Source organism: Paenibacillus sp. FSL A5-0031, assembly GCF_001956295.1.
Classification (GTDB): Bacteria; Bacillota; Bacilli; order Paenibacillales; family Paenibacillaceae; genus Pristimantibacillus.
Genome location: NZ_MRTD01000006.1, coordinates 345,605 through 370,656, shown reverse-complemented (window position 1 = coordinate 370,656; position 25,052 = coordinate 345,605). Strand labels below are relative to the sequence as shown.

The 25,052-nt window shown below is 43.9% G+C and carries 28 protein-coding genes; 23 read left to right on the top strand and 5 right to left on the bottom strand.

The features are described from left to right. Positions 1-288 precede the first annotated feature (288 nt). From BK120_RS13700 to BK120_RS13640, 13 genes are all read left to right on the top strand, one after another. Positions 289-2,406, top strand: coding sequence for a transglycosylase domain-containing protein (locus BK120_RS13700; protein WP_076268053.1), 2,118 nt, complete (start codon positions 289-291; stop codon positions 2,404-2,406). 156 nt (positions 2,407-2,562) lie between these two features. Continuing rightward, positions 2,563-3,018 carry a DinB family protein gene (locus tag BK120_RS13695; RefSeq protein ID WP_076268052.1) on the top strand — a complete coding sequence of 152 codons (456 nt, stop codon included), beginning with the start codon at positions 2,563-2,565 and terminating at the stop codon, positions 3,016-3,018. A gap of 129 nt (positions 3,019-3,147) precedes the next feature. Next, complete coding sequence (locus tag BK120_RS13690; protein WP_076268051.1) at positions 3,148-3,459, top strand: DUF1806 family protein; 312 nt, start codon at positions 3,148-3,150, stop codon at positions 3,457-3,459. After that, positions 3,456-4,157: a PIG-L family deacetylase gene (locus BK120_RS13685; RefSeq protein WP_076268050.1), complete on the top strand. Its 702-nt coding sequence runs from the start codon at positions 3,456-3,458 to the stop codon at positions 4,155-4,157. The genes BK120_RS13690 and BK120_RS13685 overlap by 4 nt, the downstream gene beginning before the upstream one ends. Positions 4,158-4,749: 592 nt before the next feature. Beyond that, the gene (locus tag BK120_RS13680) at positions 4,750-4,983 is read left to right on the top strand and encodes a hypothetical protein (protein ID WP_076268049.1); all 234 of its coding nucleotides are present in this window, start codon (positions 4,750-4,752) and stop codon (positions 4,981-4,983) included. Positions 4,984-5,366: 383 nt separating this feature from the next. Further along, positions 5,367-6,362 carry an ABC transporter substrate-binding protein gene (locus tag BK120_RS13675; RefSeq protein ID WP_076268048.1) on the top strand — a complete coding sequence of 332 codons (996 nt, stop codon included), beginning with the start codon at positions 5,367-5,369 and terminating at the stop codon, positions 6,360-6,362. A gap of 35 nt (positions 6,363-6,397) precedes the next feature. Beyond that, positions 6,398-7,375, top strand: coding sequence for a FecCD family ABC transporter permease (locus tag BK120_RS13670; protein WP_076268081.1), 978 nt, complete (start codon positions 6,398-6,400; stop codon positions 7,373-7,375). 1 nt (position 7,376) lies between these two features. Then, the gene (locus BK120_RS13665; protein ID WP_076268047.1) at positions 7,377-8,156 is read left to right on the top strand and encodes an ABC transporter ATP-binding protein; all 780 of its coding nucleotides are present in this window, start codon (positions 7,377-7,379) and stop codon (positions 8,154-8,156) included. Positions 8,157-8,176: 20 nt separating this feature from the next. Next, entirely contained in the window at positions 8,177-8,689 is a 513-nt protein-coding gene (locus BK120_RS13660) for a HugZ family pyridoxamine 5'-phosphate oxidase (RefSeq protein ID WP_076268046.1), read from the top strand. Between the two features lie 22 nt (positions 8,690-8,711). Further along, a complete protein-coding gene (locus tag BK120_RS13655) occupies positions 8,712-9,176 on the top strand; it encodes a DinB family protein (protein WP_076268045.1) in 465 nt (154 codons plus the stop codon). 343 nt (positions 9,177-9,519) lie between these two features. Further along, positions 9,520-9,816: an antibiotic biosynthesis monooxygenase family protein gene (locus BK120_RS13650; protein WP_076268044.1), complete on the top strand. Its 297-nt coding sequence runs from the start codon at positions 9,520-9,522 to the stop codon at positions 9,814-9,816. A 39-nt stretch (positions 9,817-9,855) separates the two neighbouring features. Further along, on the top strand, positions 9,856-10,266 hold the full coding sequence (locus BK120_RS13645) for a DUF4265 domain-containing protein (RefSeq protein ID WP_076268043.1): 411 nt from the start codon (positions 9,856-9,858) through the stop codon (positions 10,264-10,266). Between the two features lie 39 nt (positions 10,267-10,305). Next, positions 10,306-11,088, top strand: coding sequence for an SDR family NAD(P)-dependent oxidoreductase (locus BK120_RS13640; protein ID WP_076268042.1), 783 nt, complete (start codon positions 10,306-10,308; stop codon positions 11,086-11,088). Positions 11,089-11,177: 89 nt separating this feature from the next. Here BK120_RS13640 and BK120_RS13635 read toward each other — a convergent pair whose 3' ends face one another. Further along, entirely contained in the window at positions 11,178-11,426 is a 249-nt protein-coding gene (locus BK120_RS13635; RefSeq protein ID WP_076268041.1) for a type B 50S ribosomal protein L31, read from the bottom strand. 227 nt (positions 11,427-11,653) lie between these two features. Here BK120_RS13635 and fur point away from each other — a divergent pair, with 227 nt between their 5' ends. Together fur and BK120_RS13625 are read left to right on the top strand one after the other, a co-directional pair. Further along, positions 11,654-12,133, top strand: coding sequence for a ferric iron uptake transcriptional regulator (fur, locus tag BK120_RS13630; RefSeq protein ID WP_076268040.1), 480 nt, complete (start codon positions 11,654-11,656; stop codon positions 12,131-12,133). Between the two features lie 181 nt (positions 12,134-12,314). Next, positions 12,315-14,741: a bifunctional diguanylate cyclase/phosphodiesterase gene (locus BK120_RS13625; protein WP_076268039.1), complete on the top strand. Its 2,427-nt coding sequence runs from the start codon at positions 12,315-12,317 to the stop codon at positions 14,739-14,741. Between the two features lie 59 nt (positions 14,742-14,800). Here BK120_RS13625 and BK120_RS36400 read toward each other — a convergent pair whose 3' ends face one another. Both BK120_RS36400 and BK120_RS13615 read right to left on the bottom strand, forming a co-directional pair. Continuing rightward, positions 14,801-14,986 (bottom strand): cysteine-rich CWC family protein, encoded by a 186-nt coding sequence (locus BK120_RS36400; RefSeq protein ID WP_076268038.1) that lies wholly within the window; start codon positions 14,984-14,986, stop codon positions 14,801-14,803. Between the two features lie 23 nt (positions 14,987-15,009). After that, positions 15,010-15,813 (bottom strand): Cof-type HAD-IIB family hydrolase, encoded by an 804-nt coding sequence (locus tag BK120_RS13615; protein WP_076268037.1) that lies wholly within the window; start codon positions 15,811-15,813, stop codon positions 15,010-15,012. A 237-nt stretch (positions 15,814-16,050) separates the two neighbouring features. On the opposite strand from BK120_RS13615, the gene BK120_RS13610 reads away from it, so the two are divergent. The 3 genes from BK120_RS13610 (at position 16,051) to BK120_RS13600 (ending at position 18,362) form a co-directional block, all read left to right on the top strand. Continuing rightward, a complete protein-coding gene (locus BK120_RS13610; protein WP_076268036.1) occupies positions 16,051-17,475 on the top strand; it encodes a S41 family peptidase in 1,425 nt (474 codons plus the stop codon). Between the two features lie 68 nt (positions 17,476-17,543). After that, positions 17,544-17,765 (top strand): DUF1450 domain-containing protein, encoded by a 222-nt coding sequence (locus BK120_RS13605; protein ID WP_076268035.1) that lies wholly within the window; start codon positions 17,544-17,546, stop codon positions 17,763-17,765. Positions 17,766-17,858: 93 nt separating this feature from the next. Then, the gene (locus BK120_RS13600; protein WP_076268034.1) at positions 17,859-18,362 is read left to right on the top strand and encodes a ferritin; all 504 of its coding nucleotides are present in this window, start codon (positions 17,859-17,861) and stop codon (positions 18,360-18,362) included. 92 nt (positions 18,363-18,454) lie between these two features. On the opposite strand, the gene BK120_RS13595 is transcribed toward BK120_RS13600, so the two are convergent. Beyond that, complete coding sequence (locus tag BK120_RS13595; protein WP_256710885.1) at positions 18,455-19,483, bottom strand: Leu/Phe/Val dehydrogenase; 1,029 nt, start codon at positions 19,481-19,483, stop codon at positions 18,455-18,457. 253 nt (positions 19,484-19,736) lie between these two features. Here BK120_RS13595 and BK120_RS13590 point away from each other — a divergent pair, with 253 nt between their 5' ends. The 5 genes from BK120_RS13590 to BK120_RS13570 are packed head-to-tail and all read left to right on the top strand — an operon-like array spanning position 19,737 to position 23,990. After that, positions 19,737-20,714 carry a phosphotransferase enzyme family protein gene (locus BK120_RS13590; RefSeq protein WP_076268032.1) on the top strand — a complete coding sequence of 326 codons (978 nt, stop codon included), beginning with the start codon at positions 19,737-19,739 and terminating at the stop codon, positions 20,712-20,714. Between the two features lie 60 nt (positions 20,715-20,774). Continuing rightward, positions 20,775-21,968 carry an NAD(P)/FAD-dependent oxidoreductase gene (locus BK120_RS13585; protein ID WP_076268031.1) on the top strand — a complete coding sequence of 398 codons (1,194 nt, stop codon included), beginning with the start codon at positions 20,775-20,777 and terminating at the stop codon, positions 21,966-21,968. A 37-nt stretch (positions 21,969-22,005) separates the two neighbouring features. After that, on the top strand, positions 22,006-22,884 hold the full coding sequence (gene sigJ / locus BK120_RS13580) for an RNA polymerase sigma factor SigJ (RefSeq protein ID WP_076268030.1): 879 nt from the start codon (positions 22,006-22,008) through the stop codon (positions 22,882-22,884). A gap of 18 nt (positions 22,885-22,902) precedes the next feature. After that, positions 22,903-23,397 (top strand): 2,4'-dihydroxyacetophenone dioxygenase family protein, encoded by a 495-nt coding sequence (locus tag BK120_RS13575; RefSeq protein ID WP_083681948.1) that lies wholly within the window; start codon positions 22,903-22,905, stop codon positions 23,395-23,397. A 32-nt stretch (positions 23,398-23,429) separates the two neighbouring features. Next, complete coding sequence (locus BK120_RS13570; RefSeq protein WP_076268029.1) at positions 23,430-23,990, top strand: GNAT family N-acetyltransferase; 561 nt, start codon at positions 23,430-23,432, stop codon at positions 23,988-23,990. Positions 23,991-24,062: 72 nt separating this feature from the next. On the opposite strand, the gene BK120_RS13565 is transcribed toward BK120_RS13570, so the two are convergent. Beyond that, positions 24,063-25,049, bottom strand: a complete 987-nt coding sequence (locus BK120_RS13565; protein ID WP_076268028.1) for an HD domain-containing phosphohydrolase — start codon at positions 25,047-25,049, stop codon at positions 24,063-24,065. Positions 25,050-25,052: the final 3 nt, after the last annotated feature.

Below are 25,052 nucleotides of genomic sequence, written 5' to 3'. Positions count from 1 at the left end.
TCTTTGTTTTTTACAGATTTCAAAACATTGAAGAGAGGGTGCCTCTAAAGCCTATGGCTTTTGAGACACCCTCTTTTTTGATGAAAGCATAATGCTGTCATCGTCTAAACAAAATATGAGCGATTTGTTTACGATTGTTAAAATAAGTCTAAAAGATGCTGGGGAGCAGGCAAAGTTTCCGGGCTTTTTTTTGTGTGTTAAGACAGTTCATGGGCCGAACGTACTAAAAATGATACTCCGCTGCGAATGATGTAGAACCGAGAGAAGCAAGGGCAAGGGGGAGAAACGATGAATACGAATAAAAAGTCGAATAAGAAAAAGAAAAGGATAAAATACATTTTGATCATAGGTACAGCTTTGCTTATTATCGCTGTTTTAGGCGGATGGGGGGCATTTCGTTTCCTGATCGGCAAGCAGGATATTGGACAGCTTGAGGTGCCGCTGCCGGCAGCTACGATTTTGTATGATCAGCATGGTACAGAAGCCACCCGTATTTCTTTCAATAAAATTGATGAGATTGCCTATGAAGACATACCAAAACATATGGTTGATGCCGTTGTTGCGGTAGAGGACAGACGTTACTTCGTGCACGAAGGAATGGATATGCGGGCAATTAGCCGAGCGTTTTGGACAAATATAACATCAGGCGGGACCGTACAGGGCGGAAGCACGATAACACAGCAGCTGGCGAAAAATGTCTTTTTGTCGCAGGAGAGAACCTGGTCGCGGAAGTGGGATGAGCTGCTTTTGGCGAAAAAGATTGAGGAAAGCTACAGCAAAGAGGATATTATGGAGAAGTACCTCAATCAGATCTACTATGGTGATGGAGCATGGGGAATCGATAGAGCGGCGCATACGTATTTTGGCAAGCAGCCAAATCAGCTTAGCGTAGCGGAGGCAGCGCTGCTTGCTGGACTAATAAAGGCTCCATCCGCCCTAACTCCATATAAACATCTAGAAAAAGCAGTTGATCGAAGAAATGTGGTTCTTCAGCTTATGAAGGATCAAGCGCTAATTAGCGAGGATATATACAATAAGGCTATTCATGAGCCTGTGAAATTACTGAGCGCAAAGCCTAATCGAGTAGATGATATCAACTATCCTTATTATGTGGACCAGATCATTCGTGAGGCGATGACGCAATATGGGTTATCGGAAAATGAAGTGCTGCAGGGCGGGCTTCGAATCTATACCGCTTTGGATACGAAAATGCAGCAGTCGGCGGAACAGGTGTATGCGAAGGAATCTCTATTCCCAAATAGTGCTGCAGATCAGCTCATTCAAAGCGGTGCTGTTCTGATTGATCCGCGTGACGGCGGAATTCGGGCGATTGTTGGAGGCAGAGGAGAGCAGCCATTTCGCGGCTTTAACCGAGCGACGCAGCTAAGCCGTCAGCCAGGCTCAACGATCAAGCCCATCGCGGTATACACGCCTGCGCTGGAGCTTGGCTATAAGCCAAGCGATGATCTAGTTGATGAACCGATCAATATTAACGGCTATGAGCCAAAAAACGCAGACGGATCCTTTCATGGGAGAGTGTCACTTTATGAAGCGCTTATTAACTCATACAATATACCTGCTGTGAAGCTGCTTAATGAAATGGGTATTGAAAAAGGAATGGATGCGGCGGCACGTTTTGGCATTCCTCTGACAGATGAGGATCGCTCGCTAGGGCTTGCGCTCGGCGGTCTTCATGAGGGTGTATCGCCGCTTCAGATGGCTGAAGCTTTTGGCGTATTCGCTAGTGATGGCGTTCGTAATCATGCGCATACCATTACTCGCATCGAATCGGCAGACGGCAGCGTACTGGCTGAATTCGAGCAGAGTGAAGGCAGTGTGAAAGTAACGGAGCCAGAAATTGCCCGAACGATGACAGCTATGTTAGAGGGAGTCATAAAGGATGGGACGGGTACTGCTGCAATGCTTGAAGGCCGCCCAGTTGCAGGCAAGTCTGGAACGACACAAATGTTAGGCACGACGGGCTACGGCGCAAAGGATAATTGGTTCGTTGGCTACACTCCGCAGCTTGTAGGCGCGGTGTGGCTTGGGTACGATCAAAGCGACAGCAGCCATTATTTGTCGACGAGCTCAAAGGCTGCGGCTGCCGTCTTTCAAGCCATATTCGCAGATGCATTAAAGGATGAGCCGGTTATACCGTTTCCTAAGGCACCAGAACTTTTGCCGAAGAAGAAGGATAAGGAAAAAGAAAAAAATAATATATCGAACAAAGATGATGATTCTGATAAGAAACGGGATTGGAAAAAGGACAGGGAAGAAAGGAAAAAACAGAAGGAAAAAGAAAGAGAACAAGAAAAAGAGAGAAAGAAAGAGAGGCACAAGGATAAAGATAAAGATAAAGATAAAGACAGAGGAATAGGGCGTGATAACGACAAAGGAAATTGGTGAAATGATAACAACAACTAAGATGGATCAAATTTTTAATCATAAAAGTTTGTTTAGGAAAAAATGCAATTGTCGGACAACCATTGTATAATGAATAGGCTATTAACTATTTTTTCTATGGTTAATTAATTTTCGAATGAAAAAGGGGAGTATTATCCTATGTCAACAATGAATGTATTTGTTACAAACTGGTTGAATCATCGTAAAGTATTGCTTGCTATGCTTGATACTGTACAAAATGAAAACCTCCAATATAAGCCTTGGGAAAAAGCAATGTCGTTGTCAACTCTTGTTCTCCATATCAATGGATCAATGGATATGTTCGCACAAACAGTAAAAAACGGCGTGTTCACGCCACCTTCAACAGCTAAACAAGCTGAAACGATTGAAGAGCTGAAAACGATCTTAGCAGCGGATACCGCTTCAACGAAAGCATTGTTAGAATCTTTAACGGATGAGCAATTGGAAAAAGAGATCGACTTCCATGGCATGAAAATGGCTGGAATCGTTTTGCTCGAGAATGGCAAGGATCATGAAATTCATCACAAAGGTCAATTGTTCATTTATCTGCGCTTGCTGGGCATCGAAACATTGCCGTTTTTCGTAAGCAGATAATAGGCCGTGTAGTATAAGGGGAGGAGTTCATGCATCAGGCCTTTGGTCTCATGAAGCAACTCCTCTTTTTTATAAACTCCCCCTACTTGGCAACTCCTATCAAACTTATAGAATAGGAATGAAGAGACGATGATCAAAATAAACAGTTCAGAATTGAACGCTGCTTTTCAAGCATTTATTGGCAAGGAAGTTTATATTCACAGTGAAGCGACCTCTTTCGTCTTTGTCCGAAATTTCAAGGTTAGCCTCATTGAAGCTCATATTGCTGGTGAGGGTTCATACCGGATAGCACTTCGCTTTGATGAGCTTGGCTGGCTGCGTACAGAAGCACTCACCCATTATGAATTAACGGTGGATGGGAAGCTATTACTGGCGGGTTACGATGATAAAGGCAGAATGAACGTTGCTCTGCAGCTTGGAAAGGAGCCGTTTCCGGAATGAGTGAAAAAACAGTTAAAAAGCTATTAGCTGTGTTTGCGCATCCTGATGATGAGTCTTTTATTTGCGGAGGAACATTGGCAAAGTATGCAAGTATGGGAGTTGAAATTACTCTCGTAAGTGCGACAAAAGGCGAAATGGGACGTCGAATGGGCAACCCGCCTTATGTGAATCGAGAGACTATGCCTGATATTCGGGAAAAAGAGCTGCGGAATGCTTGCGAGGCACTTGGCATTCAAAATCTTATTTTTTTTGATATCCGTGACAAGATGGTTGAATTTTACGATTCGGAGAGCCTTATCTCAAAAATAGGTCAACTCATGGATGAGATCAATCCGGATGTAGTCCTTACATTCCATGAAGTTTTGGGCGGACATCCTGATCACTGTGCAATTGGAAAAGCAACAACTACCGCTTTCCACCGCAGCAAGCAGCCGGGTGCGCTCTATTTCATCAGTTTCGGCGATATGATGAATGCTCCGGAACGATTTGGTTACACGAAGCAGGACATTGTCAAAATTGATGTACGTCATCAGTTAGAAGCTAAGCTTGCCTCGTTTCGTGCGCATCGCTGTCAAACCGAAATGGACGAATGGGTATGGGAAGCAGACAGCGCGGCATTGGCGCATTTTGGCAAATTTGAGTATTTTATAAAAGGAAATCAAACAATGATCCCAAAAACTGCGGATGATCTTTTTTGAAAAACGTACATACGAAACAGGCAGTCTTCAAGCAGCTTAATCTGCTGAAAGACTGCCTGTTTTTATTTTGTTTAAAACATTGGAAATACATATCGAACAAGAAAGTAGAGAGCCCCGAAGAAAATGATAATGTAGGCAGCATATTTGATGAATGTAGACGCCACTAAACTTGAATCTGATTTTTTTTCAACATGTCTTTCTTCAATTTCTAAATTTTGTTGCCTTGTCGTCATTTGAATCACTCCCTCAGTGAGTTTGATAATATTGAATACCCTGCTGGGGGAATGATGAATCAATGGTGTGCAGAAAATCGTTTATATATCGATGTTTTTCGATCATTTCTTGGGAAATAGTCGAGATAGGTAAATGGTAACCTAATCATTTTGTACCATTGAATCTGTCATGAGGAAGATGGATAATAACGGAAATAGCTTTTCTTTTTTTACAGCGAGTAAAAATGGTTTACCCTTTTTTTTGAGAATTGAGGTTCTTTTTTCCGAAGTTCTGAATATCTTAGTTAACGAAGCCCTATTGTTGCAGGTACACCTTTATTTTGCAAAACAATAGAATAGGGCAACAGGAGGCATATAAGTTGAACGAAGCAAGGAAGCCTTTACAGCTAAGTACACAGATGAGCCATAGCCACAGGGACATCCTACTTGAAATTGAGGAAACGATTGCGGAATTGGAAATCTACTTGGAGACAAACCCGGATGATGAGATCGCTTTGGTGCAATATGAGCAGTTTTTGAATAAACGCGAGGATTTCACTTATTTTTTGGCGGAGCCGTATGGGAAAGCTTCTCAATCTGTCATGCAGGCGTAATCAAATAGAGCAAGGATGTCAATAACATGGACATGCATGATTCGGAAGAGCTGCTTGATTGCAGCTAGGCTAAGGGGAATTAAAAATTAGATCTGACATTAGGAGTCAAAAGGATGCCAAGGAGCGAGCAGCTGCCCTTGGCATTTTTTTATTTTGATTAGCGTATGATGTGACGAATATACGTGCGATTTTTTCGATATTTTTATCTTTAGCATGAGAATCAAAAGAGGATGTCTGATGGGGGGATGGGGAAATAACCACATAATTAAATAAATAAAAGTTTAGCAAAAATACTAATTGAAAATGATTTTCATTCGCTGTATAATGAGAAACGGTATCAATATGATGATACTAATTATCATTATCATACAGGAGGAAATAAAGTGAAACTAGCAGGATGGAAGATTGGTATTATGACTTTATTATTAGCGACTACGGTAGCATGCGGAAACAATGTAAATAAGCCAGAACAGGTGACTGGAAACACAGCAACAGAGCAGCCAAGCCCGGCTGCAACGGAAGCTCCTGTGTCTGATTCTAAAATAGAAGTAGATGAAACAAAAGCAGCGGAATTGATTGCACAGTTCAATAACCAAGTTCCATCATCAACGGTAACCATATCAGTAGCTATTGCTGAGCTTCTAAATGAGCTTGGAATTGAGACAGCAGGTGTTCCAACGACGAAGAACAAATTGCCAGAAGCTTTCGTTAACCTGCCTCGCATTGGCTCATCCCATCAGCCGGATCTAGAGCAAATTGCGAAGCTGCAGCCTGGTGTCATTCTTGGACCAAGCTCCATTAAGGATAGTTTGGATAAGTCCTTTAAACCAGCGAATCTACCTACAGCTTATTTGCCTGCAGACTCCTTAGACGAGTTGAAACTCAGCACGGTAGTTCTAGGTCGAGTGTACGGGAAAGAAGACAAAGCGAATGAAGTATTGCAGAAGCTGAGCGAACAAGAGGCGGAAGCAGTTAAGCTATCCGAAGGCAAAGATGCTCCAAGCGTAATGGTTCTATTCGGTTCTGCTGAATCATTAATGTTCATGAATGATAGTACTTTTGTAGGCAGCTTGGCGAAGAAGCTAGGAGCAAAAAACGTATTATCAGAAGTATTGAAAAAAGAAGATGCTTATGTACCACTTGATATGGAAAGCATCGTAACGGCTAATCCAGATATTATTTTGCTAGTTGCTCATGGTGATCCTTCTGCTGTTACGAAGCAGCTTGAAGATGATGTGAAGAAGAACGGAGCTTGGGAGAAGCTGAACGCATTCAAAAACGGCAAGCTGATTGCACTTGATTATAGCTTGTATGGCGTAGCTTCGTTAGTAAATGCACCAAATGCATACCAAGATATGGCGAAAATTTTGTATAACTAATGAAAGGGAGCTTAGAGGTGACGGATAATAAAAAAATGAGAACGACCACGCTTCTAGCTCTCTCATTTTTGTTGCTGATTGTAGCTATTTTGTTCTCAGTTGCGCTTGGTAGTGCAAGATTTGATCTAGCTTCTACTTTTCAAGCGATATTAGGCAATGGGAATGAAGCGGCAAATTCTGTTCTTTGGGACATTCGAATTCCTAGAGTATTTCTTGCTTTGATTATCGGCGCGAACCTTGCTGCATCAGGAGCTTTGCTGCAAGCGGTTATGTTAAATCCACTGGCAGACCCGGGGCTAACTGGTGTTTCGTCCGGGGCAGCGGTTACCGTATTATTCATTATGCTAGTCATGCCTAGCTATTCATCGTTTATTCCGTTAGCTGCAATTATTGGCGGCGGTATTGCTGCCGGAATGGTTTATACTTGGGCATGGAACAAGCAAACAGGTTTTACACCTGTTCGCATCATTCTTTCGGGTGTTGCCGTAAATGCGGTATTTGGAGGAATGATCGGCCTGCTCTCTATCAAATACAGCGATAAGCTGCCTGGCGCACTTGCATGGATGAACGGAAGTTTGGCAGGCAAAGGAATGGGCGATGTGCTCATGATATTGCCCTATTCGATTATTGGATGGATTGCGGCGATTCTATGTATTCGGCAAGCGAATATATTACGTTTAGGCGAGCAAGTAGCACATAACTTGGGGCAAAACCTTAATCGAAGCCGCTTGATTTTATCGTTTGTGGCGGTGTACTTAGCTGCTGTTTCAGTGTCGACAGTAGGGCTTGTTGGGTTTATTGGCTTAATTGTGCCACATATGGCTCGTTTATTAATTGGCACAAATTATCGCCACACGCTGCCGCTTAGCTTAATACTTGGGGCACTGCTTCTCTTAGTGGCAGATACGATTGGGCGGACTGCCTTCGGCTCTGTAGGGGTGCCTGCAGGTATCGTCATGGCATTGGCAGGAGGTCCGTACTTCCTCTATTTGATGCGAAAAGGAGGGGTCTAAGTTGTTAAAGGTCCAATCGTTGAATATTCGTTATGCGGATCGTACAATAGTGAGCGACTTTTCTCTTGATGTGAATGAAGGAGAAGTGGTGTCCATTATTGGACCGAACGGCTCGGGAAAGTCGACTATTTTGAAGGCTGTATCTCGAATGATTCCATGCGTTAGCGGACGCGTCTGTATTGCCGATCAAGAGATTCGCTCGCTTAGTACGAAGCAAGTATCGCAAATGCTGTGCATGCTTTGTCAGAAGAACGTCAGTCCGTCGGACATGACAGTAGAGGAATTGGTTGGTTATGGGCGAATTCCTCATAAGAAATGGTATGAGCGTCTTGATGCCGAAGATTATAAGGTCGTACATTGGGCGCTTGAACAGACGGGCATGATGGAGTTTAAAGACAGACTTATCGTATCCCTCTCTGGTGGAGAAGCACAGAAGGCATGGCTTGCTATGGCGCTCGCTCAAAGACCTAAGGTGCTTCTACTCGATGAGCCCACTACTTATTTGGACATCGCACATCAACTGGAAGTGCTCGAACTTGTACGACGGCTAAATCGTGAATTGAAGCTGACGGTTATAATGGTGCTGCATGATTTGAACCATGCATCCGCTTATAGCGATAGGGTTTGTGTGATTAAGAATGGGGATAAGCATGTATTTGGCAAGCCGAAGGATGTTTTTACGATGGAGCTGATTCGCAGTGTCTACGGTGTGGAAACAGAAATTCAGCAAATGCCCGAAAGCGCTAGTCCACGAATTCACGTATTAAAAAAAGTCTTATAAAAAAAAGCGAGGGATGACGAATGAAGGCGATGGATATTGAAATGATTAAGGTGAATTATTTAAACTTTACGGAAAGCTTGAAATCTGTCGTGCTCGGTACAATCGACGATGAGGGAAAACCTTTTGTTTCCTATGCTCCCTTTGTGAAGTTCAACGGAAAGCTCTACATCTATATTAGCAGAATCGCTCATCATTTCCGGTACATGGAAGCCAATCCATCAGTGGACGTTATGCTGCTGGAGGATGAGTCGCAGACTACAAATTTATTTGCCAGGCAGCGCGCGCGCTTCGTGTGTAGTGCCGTTAATATCGGCAATGAAGGGCATATTGAGATATTTGAACGGTTTGAGCAAACCTTCGGCAAAAACATGATTGGCATGCTTCGCGGCCTAGATTTCTCTTTGTTTGAGTTGACGGCTTCGGAAGGCCGTTATGTAGCAGGCTTCGGTCAGGCTTACGATATCGACTTGTCAGGCGAGAAATTTGAGCATGTAGCAAGAGATGGGCATGCACAAGCGAAGAAAGCTTATTAAGAGCAGAGGAGCGGACTCTATTATGACGATCACAACAGTACTGCCTATTTGGCGTGCTATTCAAGAAAGATTCCACAAAACGGTCAAAGCATTGCCGGAGCAGGATTTGTCTTTGCAGCTTGGAGCATCCTCCATTGGCTATATGCTTCGACATAACGCTGAGGTTGAATATATGTTCGCAGACTGGTTCTTCGGGAAAAAGATGCCGGAGGGATTGCAGATCTCGACAAGCAGAGGTGCTGCTGGGAGCAAAGCAACCTATGATAATTTACAGGAGCTTATTGACCTGCTTGAAGCCTCCAACAATCATCTTATGGATGCAATGAAAGAGCTTCCAGAGGAGAAATGGCATCAAATCGTGGACTGTCCGATCGGCCCCTCAACGCCGCTTGAGGCTGTTGGCCGTTTGATGTACCATACCGGCATCCATGCAGGCCAAATCTCACTTATTCAAAAATGCGCTCCTAAAGAGGAGCCAGCTACTTAGGGATACGATTGAAGTCTCAGAGACCATTCTCTGGGGCTTTTTTTTATGAAATAATAGTCAAATCCAAATGTCGGATCATGACGGAAAATACGGATTAAGAGTAAAGGTCGCAGGTGATTTCGGTAAAAGATGCCACAATTTAAAGGGGAAGAATCGATTAAATTGAACTCGCTCTGAAAATTATGGATCACATGGAGCGATTAGACAGTTTGGAAAACAAGATATCCATCATTTGATTTACTCTTTGCCTTATTTGCAGTACCACTTATAATATATACATAACAACATAATTAAGATTGCTAGGCTATTGCTAAAACTAGATATTTAACTAGGAGTTGCTACAATGATATTAGAGGTTGCTTCATTGCAGGTTAAGGCAGGGCTGTCCGAACAATTTGAAAGCAATTTTAAAGCTGCATCGAAAATTATCTCAAGCATGAACGGTTATGTCAGTCATGAACTTCAGAAATGCTTAGAAGAGGATAATAAATATATATTGCTTGTACGATGGGAAACGCTGGAGGATCATACCGTTGGTTTTCGCGGATCGGCTGAATATTTGGAGTGGAAAAGTCTGCTGCATCATTTCTATGATCCATTTCCAGCAGTGGAGCATTATACGAATGTGGATATTAGCTAAAGTGAATGGTAAGAGCCATCACTGAAAATAAATATAGAGGTGAGAAGCATTCAAGATTTTATTCCGTTACATCTTTGCTTCGATGGTGTAGGTCAAGAGGTCGAGATACTAGACGTTGTACAACTGGGTGATGACCTGTATCGCATTGAGGAGAATCCTGTATTTACTGAAAATGTTGCCTTTGGAGATGTTATTCGCGTAAGAGCGTTCAAGGATGTATCCATGTACATAGAAACGATAGAGAAATCAACGTTCACCAGACATAATTGGCTGCTAAGCAAAGAAGTGATCTATTCATTAGAGCTTAAACTATTAAAAAACAAAATTCGAGAGTGCCAAGGCAAGTCGCAGCAAGTGTTTGGCGGTATTTTTATTGTAAATTTACCTGCTCATTCGGAAATTGATATAAACCATGAGGTACAAAAGGTGATCAAAGCAGTTGGAAAGTAAACATTAAACGATATAGTAGCAGAGAAGGAGGAGTTACAGATGGAGCTTGGGCTAAAAGGGAAAATCGCAGTCATTACAGGCGGAAGCAAAGGCATTGGGCTGGCAACAGCATTGCTGCTAGCTGAGGAAGGTGCTGAGGTAGCCATTGTTGCACGGGAGGAGGGGTCTCTGCGCAGCGCGGCAGCACTTATAAAGGAACGAACAGGCAAAGAAGCGTTAGCAATCAGCGCGGATGTAAGTCGGCCGGAAGATGCTGCAAGAGCGGTTGAGCAAACGGCAGCACACTTTGGCGGTGTCAACATTCTTGTGAATAACGCAGGGGTTTCTGCAGCGCAGCCTTTTGAGAAGGTGGAGACTGATGCATGGACTGCGGACCTTGATTTAAAGCTGCTCGGAGCAGTTCATTTTGCGCGTGCGGTACTTCCATATATGCGTCAAGCAGGTGGAGGAGCTATCGTCAACGTGACAGCAATAGGCGGGAAAACGCCGGGTGCTTCCTCTCTCCCAACCTCTGTTAGCCGCGCCGCAGGTCTTGCACTGACCAAAGCGATGAGCAAGGATCTGGCTGTGGATCAAATTCGTGTAAATGCAGTTTGCATCGGGCTGATTCGCAGCGCACAAATCGAGCGGATGTGGCAAGCTGCGAGCCCTGAGCTTAGCTGGGATGAATTCTCAGCGGACAAGCGCCATGGGATACCATTGGGTCGAATCGGAAGAGCGTCAGAAGCAGCAAATGTTATCGGTTTTCTCGTTTCGGAAGCCGCATCCTTCGTAACGGGCACGTCTGTTAATATTGATGGCGGCATTTCTGCGGTGCTGTAGTCTGTCTGCTGTAATAAGAAACGAAAGAAGCTCCTTACAGATTGCCGCATTGAACGGCTCTGTTTGGAGCTATTATTATTACAAATTTTTTATTTCTTTTGTTGGAATCGTTGGTTGAAGCGGTCAACTCGTCCACCTTTATCGGTATTGCGTTGTTTGCCAGTATAAAAAGGATGCGACGCGGAGCTTGTATCTACGCGAATGACCGGGTAGCTATTACCGTCTTCCCATTCCATTTTTTCATTGGATGATTTGGTTGAGCCCGTCAAAAATTTGTAGCCGCTGCTCACATCAAAAAACAATACTTGATGGTAAACGGGATGTATGCCACTTTTCATTTTATTCTCTCCTTTTATTTGTAATTGTTACGAATAACTATTTTTGTATCATACTCGAAATACGATTTTTGTGTCAAGGAGTATGGTTAAACACTTATTAATATATGGTATTTGCTAATTTCGCAAAAGTATACTACCATTAAATTATAATCATTCTAAAAGTAAGCCTTTACATAAAGTGGAATGCATTCATGTACTGGCTTTTCAATAAAAGGAGGTAGCTTTGCATGTTAAACATCACAGCAGAAACGGATCGAATAAATCGACATTTGATGGCGAACGGATATAAACTGACAACTCAGCGTGAGATTATATTGCGAGTGCTGCTTGAGAACGAAATGGATCACTTGAGTGCAGAAGGTGTCTTCATGCTCGTTAAGCGGAAAAACTCTGAGATCGGTCTAGCGACTGTATATCGGACACTCGAACTGCTTGCTGAGCTTCATGTTGTTGAGAAAATGAATTTTGGGGATGGCGTAGCCCGCTATGATCTTCGCGGTGAGGATCATGAGCATATGCATCATCATCTCATATGCGATGAATGCGGCTCACTGACAGAAATTAAAGAGGATTGGTTGCTCGAGCTTGAGCAGCGAATTGAACGGGAATATGGCTTTAAAGTGACCGATCATCGGCTTGATTTTACAGGCAACTACAAGTCATGCAGCAAGGGTCAATGCAAGCGGAGAAATAAAGCTGTATCTTAACTTCATAAAGGTTTATAAGAAGGGCTTCCCCACTATGTGGGAGAGGCTCTTTTTTGTTTATTTATGCGGTCGTTGTATGTCTAGTCATCATCGAAATTTTTCAAAAATGTTTCAAAACATTATTGTATAATATAAGAATGCTCTCGCAGATAAACATCTTACATAGAATAGAGGGGATTTAATGGAGCATGTTCATGGAACCTATGATAGTTTATTAGTTATTTTCTCTTATATTATAGCAGTCATGGCTTCATATACAGCACTGGATCTTGCAGGGAGAGTGAGCACCTCCAAAGGAGGCACAAAGCTAAGCTGGCTGATGTTTGGAGCGGCTTCTATGGGGATGGGAATCTGGTCGATGCATTTTGTCGGCATGCTCGCATTAAAGCTTCCTTTCCCTATAAAATATGATTTGGTTATCGTGCTTATCTCGGTAATTGCAGCGATTGGAGCGGCTTTTACTGCGCTGTATGTTGTCGGTCGTAGTGAACTTTCGAGATCGCAATTGCTAGCTGGCGGACTTTTGCTTGCCACAGGCATTACGATCATGCACTATGTTGGCATGTCTGCAATGCTTATACATATAACCTATAATCCGATTATCGTTATGCTCTCTATTCTTATCGCATTTGTCGCATCCATTGCAGCTCTTTGGCTATCGTTTTATTTCCGGAAGGATAGACAGAAAGGACAATGGTGGAAAAAGCTTGGAAGCGGCGCTATTATGGGGGCTGCGATAGTTGGGATGCATTATACGGGAATGATCGCAGCTAATTTTCATACCAGCAATAAGACTGCATTGTTTCTTGGCGTTATTTTGGACCAAACGTGGCTGGCCTACATTATTGCGTTAGGTATATTTTTTACACTTGGATTATCGTTGTTTGGGATCTATATATCGAAGCGATTTGCCCATAAGGACTCAGAAATTGAACAAAATGAAAAATGGTACAAGTCCTTATATGAAAATAGCCAGGATGGCATCGTGTCTGTTGATTTGCATTACCGTGTGACTAGCCATAATACGAATGCTTTGAAGATAACAGGTTTCAGCAGCAAGCAGGTTATGCATCAATCGATATCCACGTTAAGCGGGATTATCGTTCATGAGGATCAAGAACGTGTGAAGCAAATGTTTCAAAGATCCTTTGCGGGGGAGACTGTGAATCACGAAACCGCCATCATCCGTGCTGACGGCATGAGAATTGAGCTCAACGTAGCTAATGTACCGGTTGTTGTGGATGGTGAAGTAGTAGGCAGCTATATTATTTTTAAAGATATAACCGCTGAGAAGCGGGCGCAGCTGAAAGTCAATCATTTAGCCTTTCATGACGAATTGACAGGTTTGCCGAATCGTCGCAAATTTAATCAAGCGATTGCTGAGACCATTGAACAGAGCAGTACAAGCGAATCACACTTTGCTGTGATGGTGCTTGATATCGACCGTTTTAAAATTATAAATGATTCACTCGGGCATATGGTCGGCGATCAGTTTTTGCAGGAAGTTAGCGGACGCATTCAACAAGCTATTGCAGGGCAAGACGTTATGCTTGCTCGCATAGGCGGAGACGAGTTTACGCTGCTCTGCCGCCATTATGAAACGCAAGACACGATTAAGCGGTTAGCGGAACAGATCATTAGCTGCATCCAAGCACCGTATCGATTAAAGGACAGTGATTTTTATGTGTCCGCGAGTATCGGAATTGCACTGTTCCCTAGTCATGGACAGGATGCGGTACAGCTGCTCAAAAATGCCGATACAGCGATGTATGAGGTCAAGAAAAAGGGTAAAAACGATTATCAATTTTTCACTGGCGAGCTCGACCGAGTGCTGCAAGAAAAAATCGAATTAGAGGGCGATCTTCGAAAAGCGATCGAACGAGGGGAACTGCTGCTCCATTACCAGCCGCAAATCCGAACAGAGGATCGCACGATGATTGGGATGGAGGCGCTTGTACGCTGGCAGCATCCAACTAGAGGGCTGCTAAGCCCAGGCGTCTTTATACCGCTTGCGGAGGAAACCGGTCTCATTTATGAAATGGGAACATGGGTACTGCGCGAAGCCTGCAAACAAATGCGGATGTGGCATGTACAGGGAGGGCCGCTTATCCCTATATCCGTCAACTTATCTTCGCAACAATTCCATCAGCCTAAACTTGCGGATTATATTATGGCTATACTGCAGGAAACGGGATTGGAGCCAAAATATTTAGAGCTGGAAATAACAGAAAGCATGATGATGGATGCTGCATTGTCCAGCAGCATTTTGAATCAGTTGAATGAATATGGTATTCGCATTAGCTTAGATGATTTTGGGACAGGCTACAGCTCGCTCAGTTATTTGAAAATGTTCCCGATTCAAAAAGTTAAAATAGATCGCTCCTTCATCCGTGATATTACAAATAACAGCGATGATAGAGCCATCGTTTCAACCATCATTGCGATGGCTATGCATTTGAACATGGAAGTTATTGCGGAGGGAATTGAAACGAAGGATCAGCTGGATATTTTAACGGACAATTCGTGCAGAAAGATACAGGGCTATTATTTTAGCAAGCCGTTGTCTGCAAGTGCTGTGGAAGAACGTTTTTTTGTGCCAGCGCGATAAGCAAGCTTTAAAAAAAGAAGCTGTTTCTAAAAGGTGGTTTACCTTCCAGAGACAGCTTCTTAATTTTGTTCTTCAACTGCTTTGCTTAAGCAATTTCGGCAGATGCAGGCTTTGTTTTTGAGCTCTGCAGGAACGGCTTCTAGAAGCGCGCTGGGAAATGATTTCTGGAAGCACCAGCAATCTTTCGCTGCATTGTTTTCTTCCATAGCGCAATCGTTTGGCTCATTGCAAAGGGGACAATTCATAAATGCAGTCGCCTCCTTGCTTATTATTCAGTGACGTTAAGCACAAACTTCTCAATAACGTGGCGAACGCCTTCCTCGTTATTTGACAATGTTACATAGTCAGCAATGTCCTTCAGAGATTGAATGGCGTTGCCCATTGCTACACCAAGTCCGGCAGCAATAATCATTTCATTATCATTCCATGCATCGCCAAGGGCGATTGTTTGGTCCATTGTACAGCCAAGATGCTCGGCCATAAATTTCAGTGCATGTCCTTTAGTACCTTCTTTATGCATGAACTCTAAATAGTGCGCTTTGGATTTAGTAATATGCACGCGATCACCGATTAGTGGCTTAAGCTGCTCAGCGATTTCATCGAGGCGAGCCGGATCATCGATAATAAGCATTTTGTTCATCGGAAAGTCGAGCAGTTTGTTGAAGTCAGGCTCTATTTTGTAAGGAATATTGGCAAGCTTAGAATAAGCTTTGATTTTGTCATTGTCATGTGTGCTGTAAAGCTCATCGTCAACGTAAAGCTGCAGGTGCAAGCCGTTCTCTTCAGCGAAAGCGTGAAGCTCTTTAGCTGCATCAATCGGTACGTTTCTTTCATACAGGACTTGTCCATCAAGCAGTGTTTTGACGAGTGCCCCTTGATAGGTAATAATAGGAACATTGAGTTCAATTTGCTTAGCAATTTTTTGAGCGGAAGCAAACATGCGGCCTGTTGCCAGTGTAACGGTTACACCTTGGGCAATAGCAGCTTCCATGGCACGCTTCGTGCCTTCCGTTACGGTTAGGTCATCCGTTAATAACGTGTCGTCAACATCAATAGCGATAAGTTTATACATACTAGCGGTGAAGCTCCTCTCCAGCTCTCTATATTTAAAAATATAAGAAGTTATAAGTTTCACATGTATAACTAGGCTTATATTTCGCTGCGAAACGATTGCATACGCCGCCAAGGTGGCGATAGCCGTTTACGCTTTGATTAGGTTGATTGTAGCTAAAATGATCCAGACATTCAAGACTAGGCTTATGCTTTCGAAGTAAGTTTTACTTCGTAAAACTTTTGAGGAGATGAACAGATGAACTATTTTACATCAGCGGCAGCAAAACAAAGATTTCTGACTCTCTGCGTCATGGGAGCTGTGGTATTTACTGCTCTTGGCTTTGCAATCGGGTTTTTCTGGATGGGGAATCAGTATCCGATGATCAAGGAGTCGACCTTTAAGCAATTTACGGTTTCATACAACAAAATTATGAATGACTACTTAAACGGAGCTGAGCCGAAGAAGCTGATTAATGGCGCAATTGCAGGCATGGTTAGCTCGCTTGAGGACCCGTATTCCCGGTATTTGGCTGAGGAAAAGGGCAGTGCCTATACCCAGTCCTATGAGGGCGAAATATATGGAATTGGTGCTGAATTGCGCGAAGAGGAAGGCATGTTCATCATTACCGGGCTCACGAAGGGAGCTCCAGCCGAGCGAGGCGGCTTACTAACGGGCGATATCATTCTCTCTGTAGATGATCAGAAGCTGGCTGGAAAGACGTTTGAGGAGCTGCTTGGCCTTGTTAGAGGCAAGGAAGGAACATCAGTTTCGCTGCAGATTCAGCGCCCGAATCAAGTTGAGCCGATTACATTAAAGCTGAAGCGGGAAGCTATTCCAGTACATACGGTAACGTCAGAGCTTCTTGAAGGCGGTATCGGGCATGTTACGATTAGCCGTTTCGCTGAGAAAACTGCGGATGAATTTGAAGCTGCAATTACGGAGCTGCAGGCGAAGCAGCCGCTTAAAGGATTGCTGCTGGATATGCGATCCAATCCAGGGGGATTGCTGCAGCCGACCATTAAGATTGCTAGCAAGCTTATACCGAAAAACAAGGTTATTTTGAATGTCGTTTACAAAAATGAGCGGCAAACGATTTCGTATAAATCTGATCAGAAGAAGGAATGGAAAGTGCCGATTGTAGTACTCGTGAATGGACAATCAGCAAGTGCGAGTGAGGTGCTGACGGCTGCGTTAAAGGAATCAGCGGGAGCAACAGTTGTCGGTGAAAAAACCTATGGCAAAGGTGTTGTACAAGCTTTTAATCAGTTTAAGGACGGTTCTGTCTTAAGCTTAACGGAAGCGCAGTGGAAGACGCCGGGCGGCACTTGGATTAACAAGACAGGCGTATCACCGGATTTTGCAGTAGCCCTTCCCGAGTATACGAAACTTAGACCGCTTGCGATTGGTACACATATGAAGATAGGCAGCTATGGCGAGGATGTAAAGACGCTGCAGATGATGCTGAAGGAGCTCGGTTATTCACCTACAGGACAAGAAGGCATGTTCGATAAACAAACATCAGCAGCATTAACTAAGTTCCAAAAAGCCGAGAAGCTGGAGGCAACGGGCAGCTTTAATGACAAAACGGGGTATAAGCTGCTGGAGCGTCTACGCGAGAAGCTTGGACGCGAGGACAGTCAACTGATTAAAGGGTTAGAGGTTCTTAAAAACGGCAGTTGACAACGGGGATGATAATCATTATCATCAAGTAGAAAGCAAATCCTTCGTTGCGCTGCGGGGTGTATCTTATGAAGAAGATTAAGTATTGCAAACGGAATCTCAAGAACGGTTTGGAGCCGGTTTATAAGGCGATGAAAAATCGATATCCGGATATTAAGCAGAAAAAAAGTGATTGCCTTGGCGATTGCAAAACCTGCAAGCTAGAGTGCTTCGTCGTGGTCAAGTCGAAGACGGTTAGCGCGCCGTCCGCAGAGAAGCTCTATAAGCGATTGAAAAAAATGATTGGGTAGCTTAAATTTCAATAAATTAACAAGAACGGCATTTGCCGTTCTTTATTTTTATGTTAGAATAAGTACAATCTAGGAAAGCTGAGGTGCATAAGCATGAATGATGGATTAGCAGAAGCATTAAATGAACAGATGAATTTTGAATTTTATTCAGCGCATGTGTATCTGGCAATGGCGGCTTACTGTTCAGGTGAAAGTCTTGATGGTTTCGCTAACTTCTTCATTGTACAGGCTGAGGAAGAACGGTTTCATGCAATGAAAATATACAAGTTTTTGAATGACCGTGGTCGTCGTGCTACGCTGTCTGCTCTTGGAGAGCCGAATAACGAATACTCTTCCATTTTGGACACTTTCGAGCAAGGCTACGGACATGAGCAGCAAAATACAAAACGTTTCTATAATTTATCTGACCTTGCGATCAACGATCGCGAGCACGCAACGATCAACTTCCTCAAATGGTTTATCGATGAGCAGGTTGAAGAAGAGGCGTTGTTCGATAACATTATCCATAAGCTGAAACGCATCGACAAGGATAGCAATGCATTCTATATGCTTGATGCTGAGTTCGCTGGACGCTCCTTCACTCCTCCAGCAGTTTAAGCTGGACACCGCAATAATGAATAATAAGGGGATGTGCCGGAAGTAGAGAAATCTACTTTCGATACATCCCCTTTTTTCGATTGTGTGGTTATTCAGCCCTTTAGCATTTGCTCCACTATTTGATTGGCTGCTGCTGCGGTTGAAATTCCATGTTCGTCTGCTGTTTGAAATACGTTCAACAGTGTACCATTTATTTTCTCAACTTTTCGCTGCGCTGTCGCAGCATCCCCGCCAATAAGCTCAACAGAGGTTACGATGATCCCGCCTGCGTTAATCACATAATCCGGTGCATACAAAATGCCTAGCTCATGAAGCTTCTCGCCATGGCGGATTTCTGCTAATTGATTGTTCGCTGCCCCAGCAACGATGCTGCAGTCTAGCTGGCCTAATGTAAAATCATTTAGGATGCCGCCTAAAGCACATGGCGAGAAGACATCGCAAGGTATGCGCATAATGACATCTGGCTTGCAAGGCATTGCCCCAAACTCCTCGACAACCTTCTTCACCCGCTTTGAATCAACGTCCGTTACAACGAGCTCTGCGCCCGCATGCTTTAAATAGCGGCATAGCTGATAACCTACTTTGCCTAATCCTTGAACGGCAATGATTTTTTGCTGCATATTTTCGGAACCGTAAACCGTTTTGAGAGAGGCCTGAATGCCAAGGAAAACGCCGTATGCGGTCATTTTAGCTGTGAGATCATTTACTGCTCCGAGCGACCCGGATACATCAGTCACATAGGGTGTCTCGAGGCGAACCCAGTCCATATCCGAAACATCTGTACCCAGATCCATACCGGTAATATAGCTTCCTTGCAGGTTTTGAATATGCTGGCCTAGCGCCCGAAACAATATTTCCCGCGAGCTTTGACCGGGCTGGCTTAGAATGACAGCTTTGCCGCCGCCAAATGGCAAACCTGAGATCGCTGATTTATAGGTCATTCCCTGCGCTAGCCGCAGCGCATCGAGGACAGCAGCTTCATCGCTGGCATATTGCCAAAACCGGCAGCCGCCGAGGGAAGGACCAAGCTTTGTGCTGTCTATTGCAATAATTGCCTTTAAACCGATAGAACGATCCTGGAGGAAGATGAGCTGCTCATAGCTTTGATTCCATACATCCAAGTGGATTCCTCCTTTGAGGTCTGCCTGTCGCGCTTCTTGTATGTAGTGTATTCATTGCTGCTATCATGAGCTACGTCATGTGTCCCAAGCCGCATCAATAAAGCGGGCAAAATTAATCATAGTAATTCTCTACCAGATCGGGGACAAATAATTTGCTATGATATGGATAGTGGAAAGTAATAGATTCATCATTTGCAAACAACTAGGATGGATTCACGATTTAAAATAGATAATGAAAAAGGATGAGGTACCCTTGCATTTATTTCCTGTAGCATACTCGCTATTATCAACCGAAGCGTTATTGTCGCATATTAAAGCCCACTATGGCATTCATGAGTCCGCTCGCCTGCACTATTTTTTGAGAGGGATGAACGATACTTATATTTTAGAGACGGAGCAAGGCAAATACATATTTAGAGTGTACCGAGCGGACCGGAGAAACCAATCAGAGATTGCTTTTGAATTAGATTTATTAAACGCTCTTCATGCAAAAGGGATAAGCGTGTCCGTACCGATTGAGAAAAATGACGGCACATTAATTAATGAGTTTTTGGTCCCTGAGGGTGTAAAGTACGGGGTAATGTTTAGTTTTGCTGATGGTCATGAAAAGCGTATGCAGCATCCAGAAGACAGTCGTCTATTTGGCGCATCCGTTGCTCAGATTCATCAAGCTGCTGACGATTTCACCTCTGAGCACACAAGGGGAGAGCTCGATTTGGAGCATTTGATAGACAGTCCGCTTCGCATAATTAAGCAGCATATGGAAAATCGGCAAGAGGATTATCAATATCTATATGAGCTGGTTATGCGCTTAAAAGATCAGCTTAACATTCATCTGAAAGCAGGGCTGGACTTTGGAATTTGTCATGGGGATTTGCATGGCAATACGAATGTCGCTTTTACGGAACATGGAACATTGACGCATTATGATTTTGATATTTGCGGTTATGGCTGGCGAGCTTATGACATTGCAGAATTTAGACTGGCAAGAGAAATTCATAGCAGGCACGATAAAGATGAGGTTGAACGTCTTTGGGATGCATTTGTTTGCGGATATAGAGAAATCAGATCTATAGGCGAAAATGATATTCAAGCGGTTCCGATATTCGTAGCGCTTAGACAGCTTTGGCTCTTTAGCTTATGCTTCAGTGAATCTGAGTTGATCGGAGCAGCTGATTTTGATGACGGATTTATCGACAGCAAGATGGAGTATTTTAGAAATTTAGAGTAATTGTCACAAAAGAGCTTATCTCATCGTTTTATGTGCAAACATGCACAGGAGCTGATGGAGATGAATGAGAAAAAGGAAATAACATGTGTCATTATTGGCGGCGGTTATGCGGGAATTAACGCCCTCAAGGCAATACGAAAAACATTGCAGCCGGAATTAGGAGCTGAGAAGCTCCGTTTAATTCTGATTGATAAGCAGCCATACCATCTTAGGAAGGTACTGCTGTTCAAGCCGGCTGTCAATGATGATAATATTGTTGTTCCTTTTGGCAGCTTGTTTCCGGATGGCGTGGAATTTATTCAAGGAATGGTAATGACCATAGAAAAAAGGGATAAACGGTTATTGTATCAAGATGAGGATGGGCAGGAGCAGAATTTAAAATACGATATTCTCATTTTGGCAGCAGGAAGCGTTATTCGTCAGCCCGATGCCGATCAGGGAGGTATTGCCTTGACTGGACTCGCAAGCGCAGCTCATATTCGAGAGCTTTGGCATGAAAACTTGAGAAAAGCGGTAAAGGAAACAAGCCGTGCGAAGCGTCAAAGATGGATGACTGTTGCCGTTGCAGGAGCGGGGATTAGCGGAATCGAATCATCTGCTGAGCTTGTCTATGCTTTGCGTAAGGAAGCAAGTACACTCGGACTTGATCCGTCAGAAGTGATTCTCTACTTGCTAAATGCGCAGGATAGGTTATTTCAGGAGGGACCGGCAAAGGTTGGCATGAAGCTGGAGCGCTTGCTTAAGGGCAGCGGAGTGACTGTTCTGCACGGACGCAAAGCTATTCGTGAGAGGGAAGGGGAGCTTCTCTTATCGGATGGTGGGATTTTAAAGGTGGGCTTATGTATTTGGACGCTTGGCCTGCTGCCCAATCCGATGCTCAGAAGCATGGGGCTGCCGCTTACTACAGATGGTCGAGTCATTGTGGACGCTAATTACCGTGTGAAAGAAGCACCTGGGATATATAGCATTGGCGACTGTGCTCAAATTGTTGACCCGGTGAGCGGGCTTGAGGATAGGATGACGTGCAAGGAAGCGACAGCGCAAGCAGATAGGCTGGGGAAAGTCATAACGGCAGATATAATGGGTCATTCTGCACCTGTTCACAAGAGCTATCTTGATTTTTTCTGTTTTGGTCTCGGGCCAGAGCGGGGAATGGTATGGACAAGGCAATGGGGCCTCGACATTATCATAACGGGGAAGCTCGGATGGAAGGTACGGAAAATGACTTGGGATTATGCGAGTCTCATAAAATGATAACAGCAGCACTTGTTAGGAAACGAGGGATGGCGAAATGAAAGAGCTTTACCTGCAATATAAAGCGCTTTTGTTCAAAATTGCATATCAGCTTACTGGTTCGGCTGCTGACGCTGAAGATATCGTGCAGGATGTTTTCGTGAAGGCATATGATATAGATCCAGAGAGCATAGCCGAGCCGAAGGCTTATTTGTGCAAAATGGCGACAAACCGCAGCTTGGATTTGCTAAAGTCCGCCCGAAAGCAGCGAGAGCGGTACATTGGGCCGTGGCTCCCAGAACCCATTATTACAGAAGAGACGGATGCACTGGATGCCGTTATTCACCACGATTTGTTGTCTTATGCAATGCTGGTTTTGCTTGAACGGATAACCCCCTCGGAGCGTGCTGTATTTGTGCTTCGTGAAGCGCTGGGCTTCGAATATTCGGATATTGCAAAGCTTATAGAAAAAAGCGAAGTCAATTGTCGAAAGCTGCTGAGCCGTGCGCGAGACAAAATGGGGATTTCCGAGGCTGAACCTGTTCATGCGCAGCCTGCGGGTGAAGAATGGGTTCGTCGTTTTGTATTGGAGCTTGCGGAGGGCAATGTGAAGGAGGTCCTTTCTCTGCTTGCAGAGGAGGTTGTACTCCTTTCAGATGGCGGAGGCAAAGTGTCTGCTGCTATTCATCCTATTAAAACACGCGAAAATGTTTCTCGGTTTTTATTCGGTTTGGTTCAAAAAGGACCACTTGCTGATGGCAGTGTGAAAGCCGAGCTTAGAATTCTGAACGGTCAGACGGGACTTGTTTTACGATCAGATAAAGGAATCGAGGGGGTTACTCTTTTCCATGTGGTGCAGGGGGGTGCACTTCATCTCTACATTGTTAGAAACCCAGATAAGCTGAAACTGTTGAAATTGTATACTGGTGGATCATAAGGAGGGAGGTGTCTTCATTTGAAGTTAATTGACGAGACCGTTGTAAAATTAGCAGAAGCCTTTCAACTGCCTGAACGCATATTTAAAATAGATGATTTGCCATGGGTTCCTTTTGATAAAAATCATACCTGCTATTTCAAACCTTTACGCTTTGATCTTAGCAATGGAACATGGATTTATTTATTCAAAATAAAAAGCAATCAAGTGTTAGGCAAGCATAGGCATACCGGCGGATCTGTGATCGGGTACAACATTCAAGGGAAATGGCGATATGAGGGGCGCGATTGGGCAGCCACCCCGGGAACCTTTATTTATGAACCGCCCGGAGATATTCATACCCTCATAACGGAAGACGAGGAGGTGCTGACGCTCTTTATATTAGGGGGAGCGCTGCAATACTTCGATGACAACGATGAGATTACCGGACAAGATGATATTTTCACTGTACTTCAGAAGTATAAGGATTTTTGCGCACAAAATAATATACAGGAAAATCATGAGTTGATTTATTAATGCTGAGAGTAAAAATAGGAGAGATTATTGTGATGACACAACTTGCAAAACACATCATTGAGGGGAATTCGGTATTATTGCGTCCAGCAAAGGAGTCCGATATAGAGCCTTATTTAGCTTTTTTACAAGATACGGAGATGAACCTGCTGACAGGGTCACAAAAAGCTTTTACACGTGAGGAAATCGAAGCTTGGATTCGTAAAATTAGCGTCATAAACGAAGAGCGATTTGACTCCATGATTATATTGAAGGAAACAGGAGAGCTGCTTGGCGAGGTTGTACTAAATGATATGGATACGATCAATCGCAGCGCGAATATACGTATCGGTATTCAAGGGACGCAGCATCGCGGCAAAGGTTATGGTACAGAAGCGCTGCTTCTCATGCTTAGATACGGCTTTCAAAAGTTGAACTTGCACCGAATCCATCTCGGAGTATACGCCTTTAATCCGCGCGCCATCCATGTGTATGAGAAGATCGGATTTCATCGCGAGGGAGTAGAGAGGGACACTTTGTTTATGGATGGGAAGTTTCATGATCTCATTACGATGTCTATATTAGAGGATGAGTTCGACGCGCTATATGGAGCATAAAAACAAACAAATAAAGCGCCAATCGAGGACACGGTTCATTCCATGTTCGGGATTGGCGCTTTTATTTTGCAACTACATCTCGTTAGAATGGAGCGCGAGGAAGGAGTCAACGAGCTCAGGGTCAAAATGCAGCCCGCGCTGTTCACTAATATATTCCAGCGCCCGTTCTTCGGACCATTTTTCTTTGTAGGGACGAGTGCTGGTCAATGCATCATAAACATCAACGACGCTGACGATACGTGCTTCAATAGGAATGTTTTCTCCGGCAAGCTGATGCGGGTAGCCGGTGCCGTCCCATTTTTCATGATGGTATAAAATAATATTTTTACCCATTTCGAGCTCAAGCTTAAATAAATCATCTGTAAGCTCAGCATAAATTTTATCAATGATATCAACGCCGATTTGGGTATGCATCTCAACAATATTTCGTTCGTAATAAGCGAGCGGACCCGGCTTATATAGAATGCCCTCCGGAATTCCTGATTTGCCGATATCGTGCAAAATGCTTGCATGAGAAATGCGGTTCACGGCTTCCTCCGTCCAGCATAATTGCATGCGTTCATTATGGAAGTGAGTGAGCCGTTCCGTTAAATCCCGCACACGGACGAGATGCTGCTCGATGCCCGGATCACGAATCTCGCAAGAAATGGCGAGCACCTTAAGCATCGAGCTTTGAATGGAGCCGATGCGCTCCTCTGGTAAATAGAAGCCGCTCTTTAACTTCTCCAGCTCACGAAAAATACCGATATAATAGGTTACCCCTGTGATTTGCAGAGGTGTTATGGTAATGGAGGAATGCCAAATGCTGCTGTCTCTTCGCCGATTTGTTAGTACGCCTGACCATGGCAAGCCTTGTTTAAGTGCTTGCTTCATCTGATCATGCGTTTCCTTTGGCGTATAGGATGTTCGCAGGATGCCAGCTTTTTTCCCTGCTATTTCTTGTGATGAGTAGCCCGTAATTTTCTCGTAGGACGGATTGACTGCAAGAATATGATGTTCTATATCTGTGATGATCACAGCATCAGCTAGTTTAAGGTAATGGACGAGGTGTTCATTCATGTT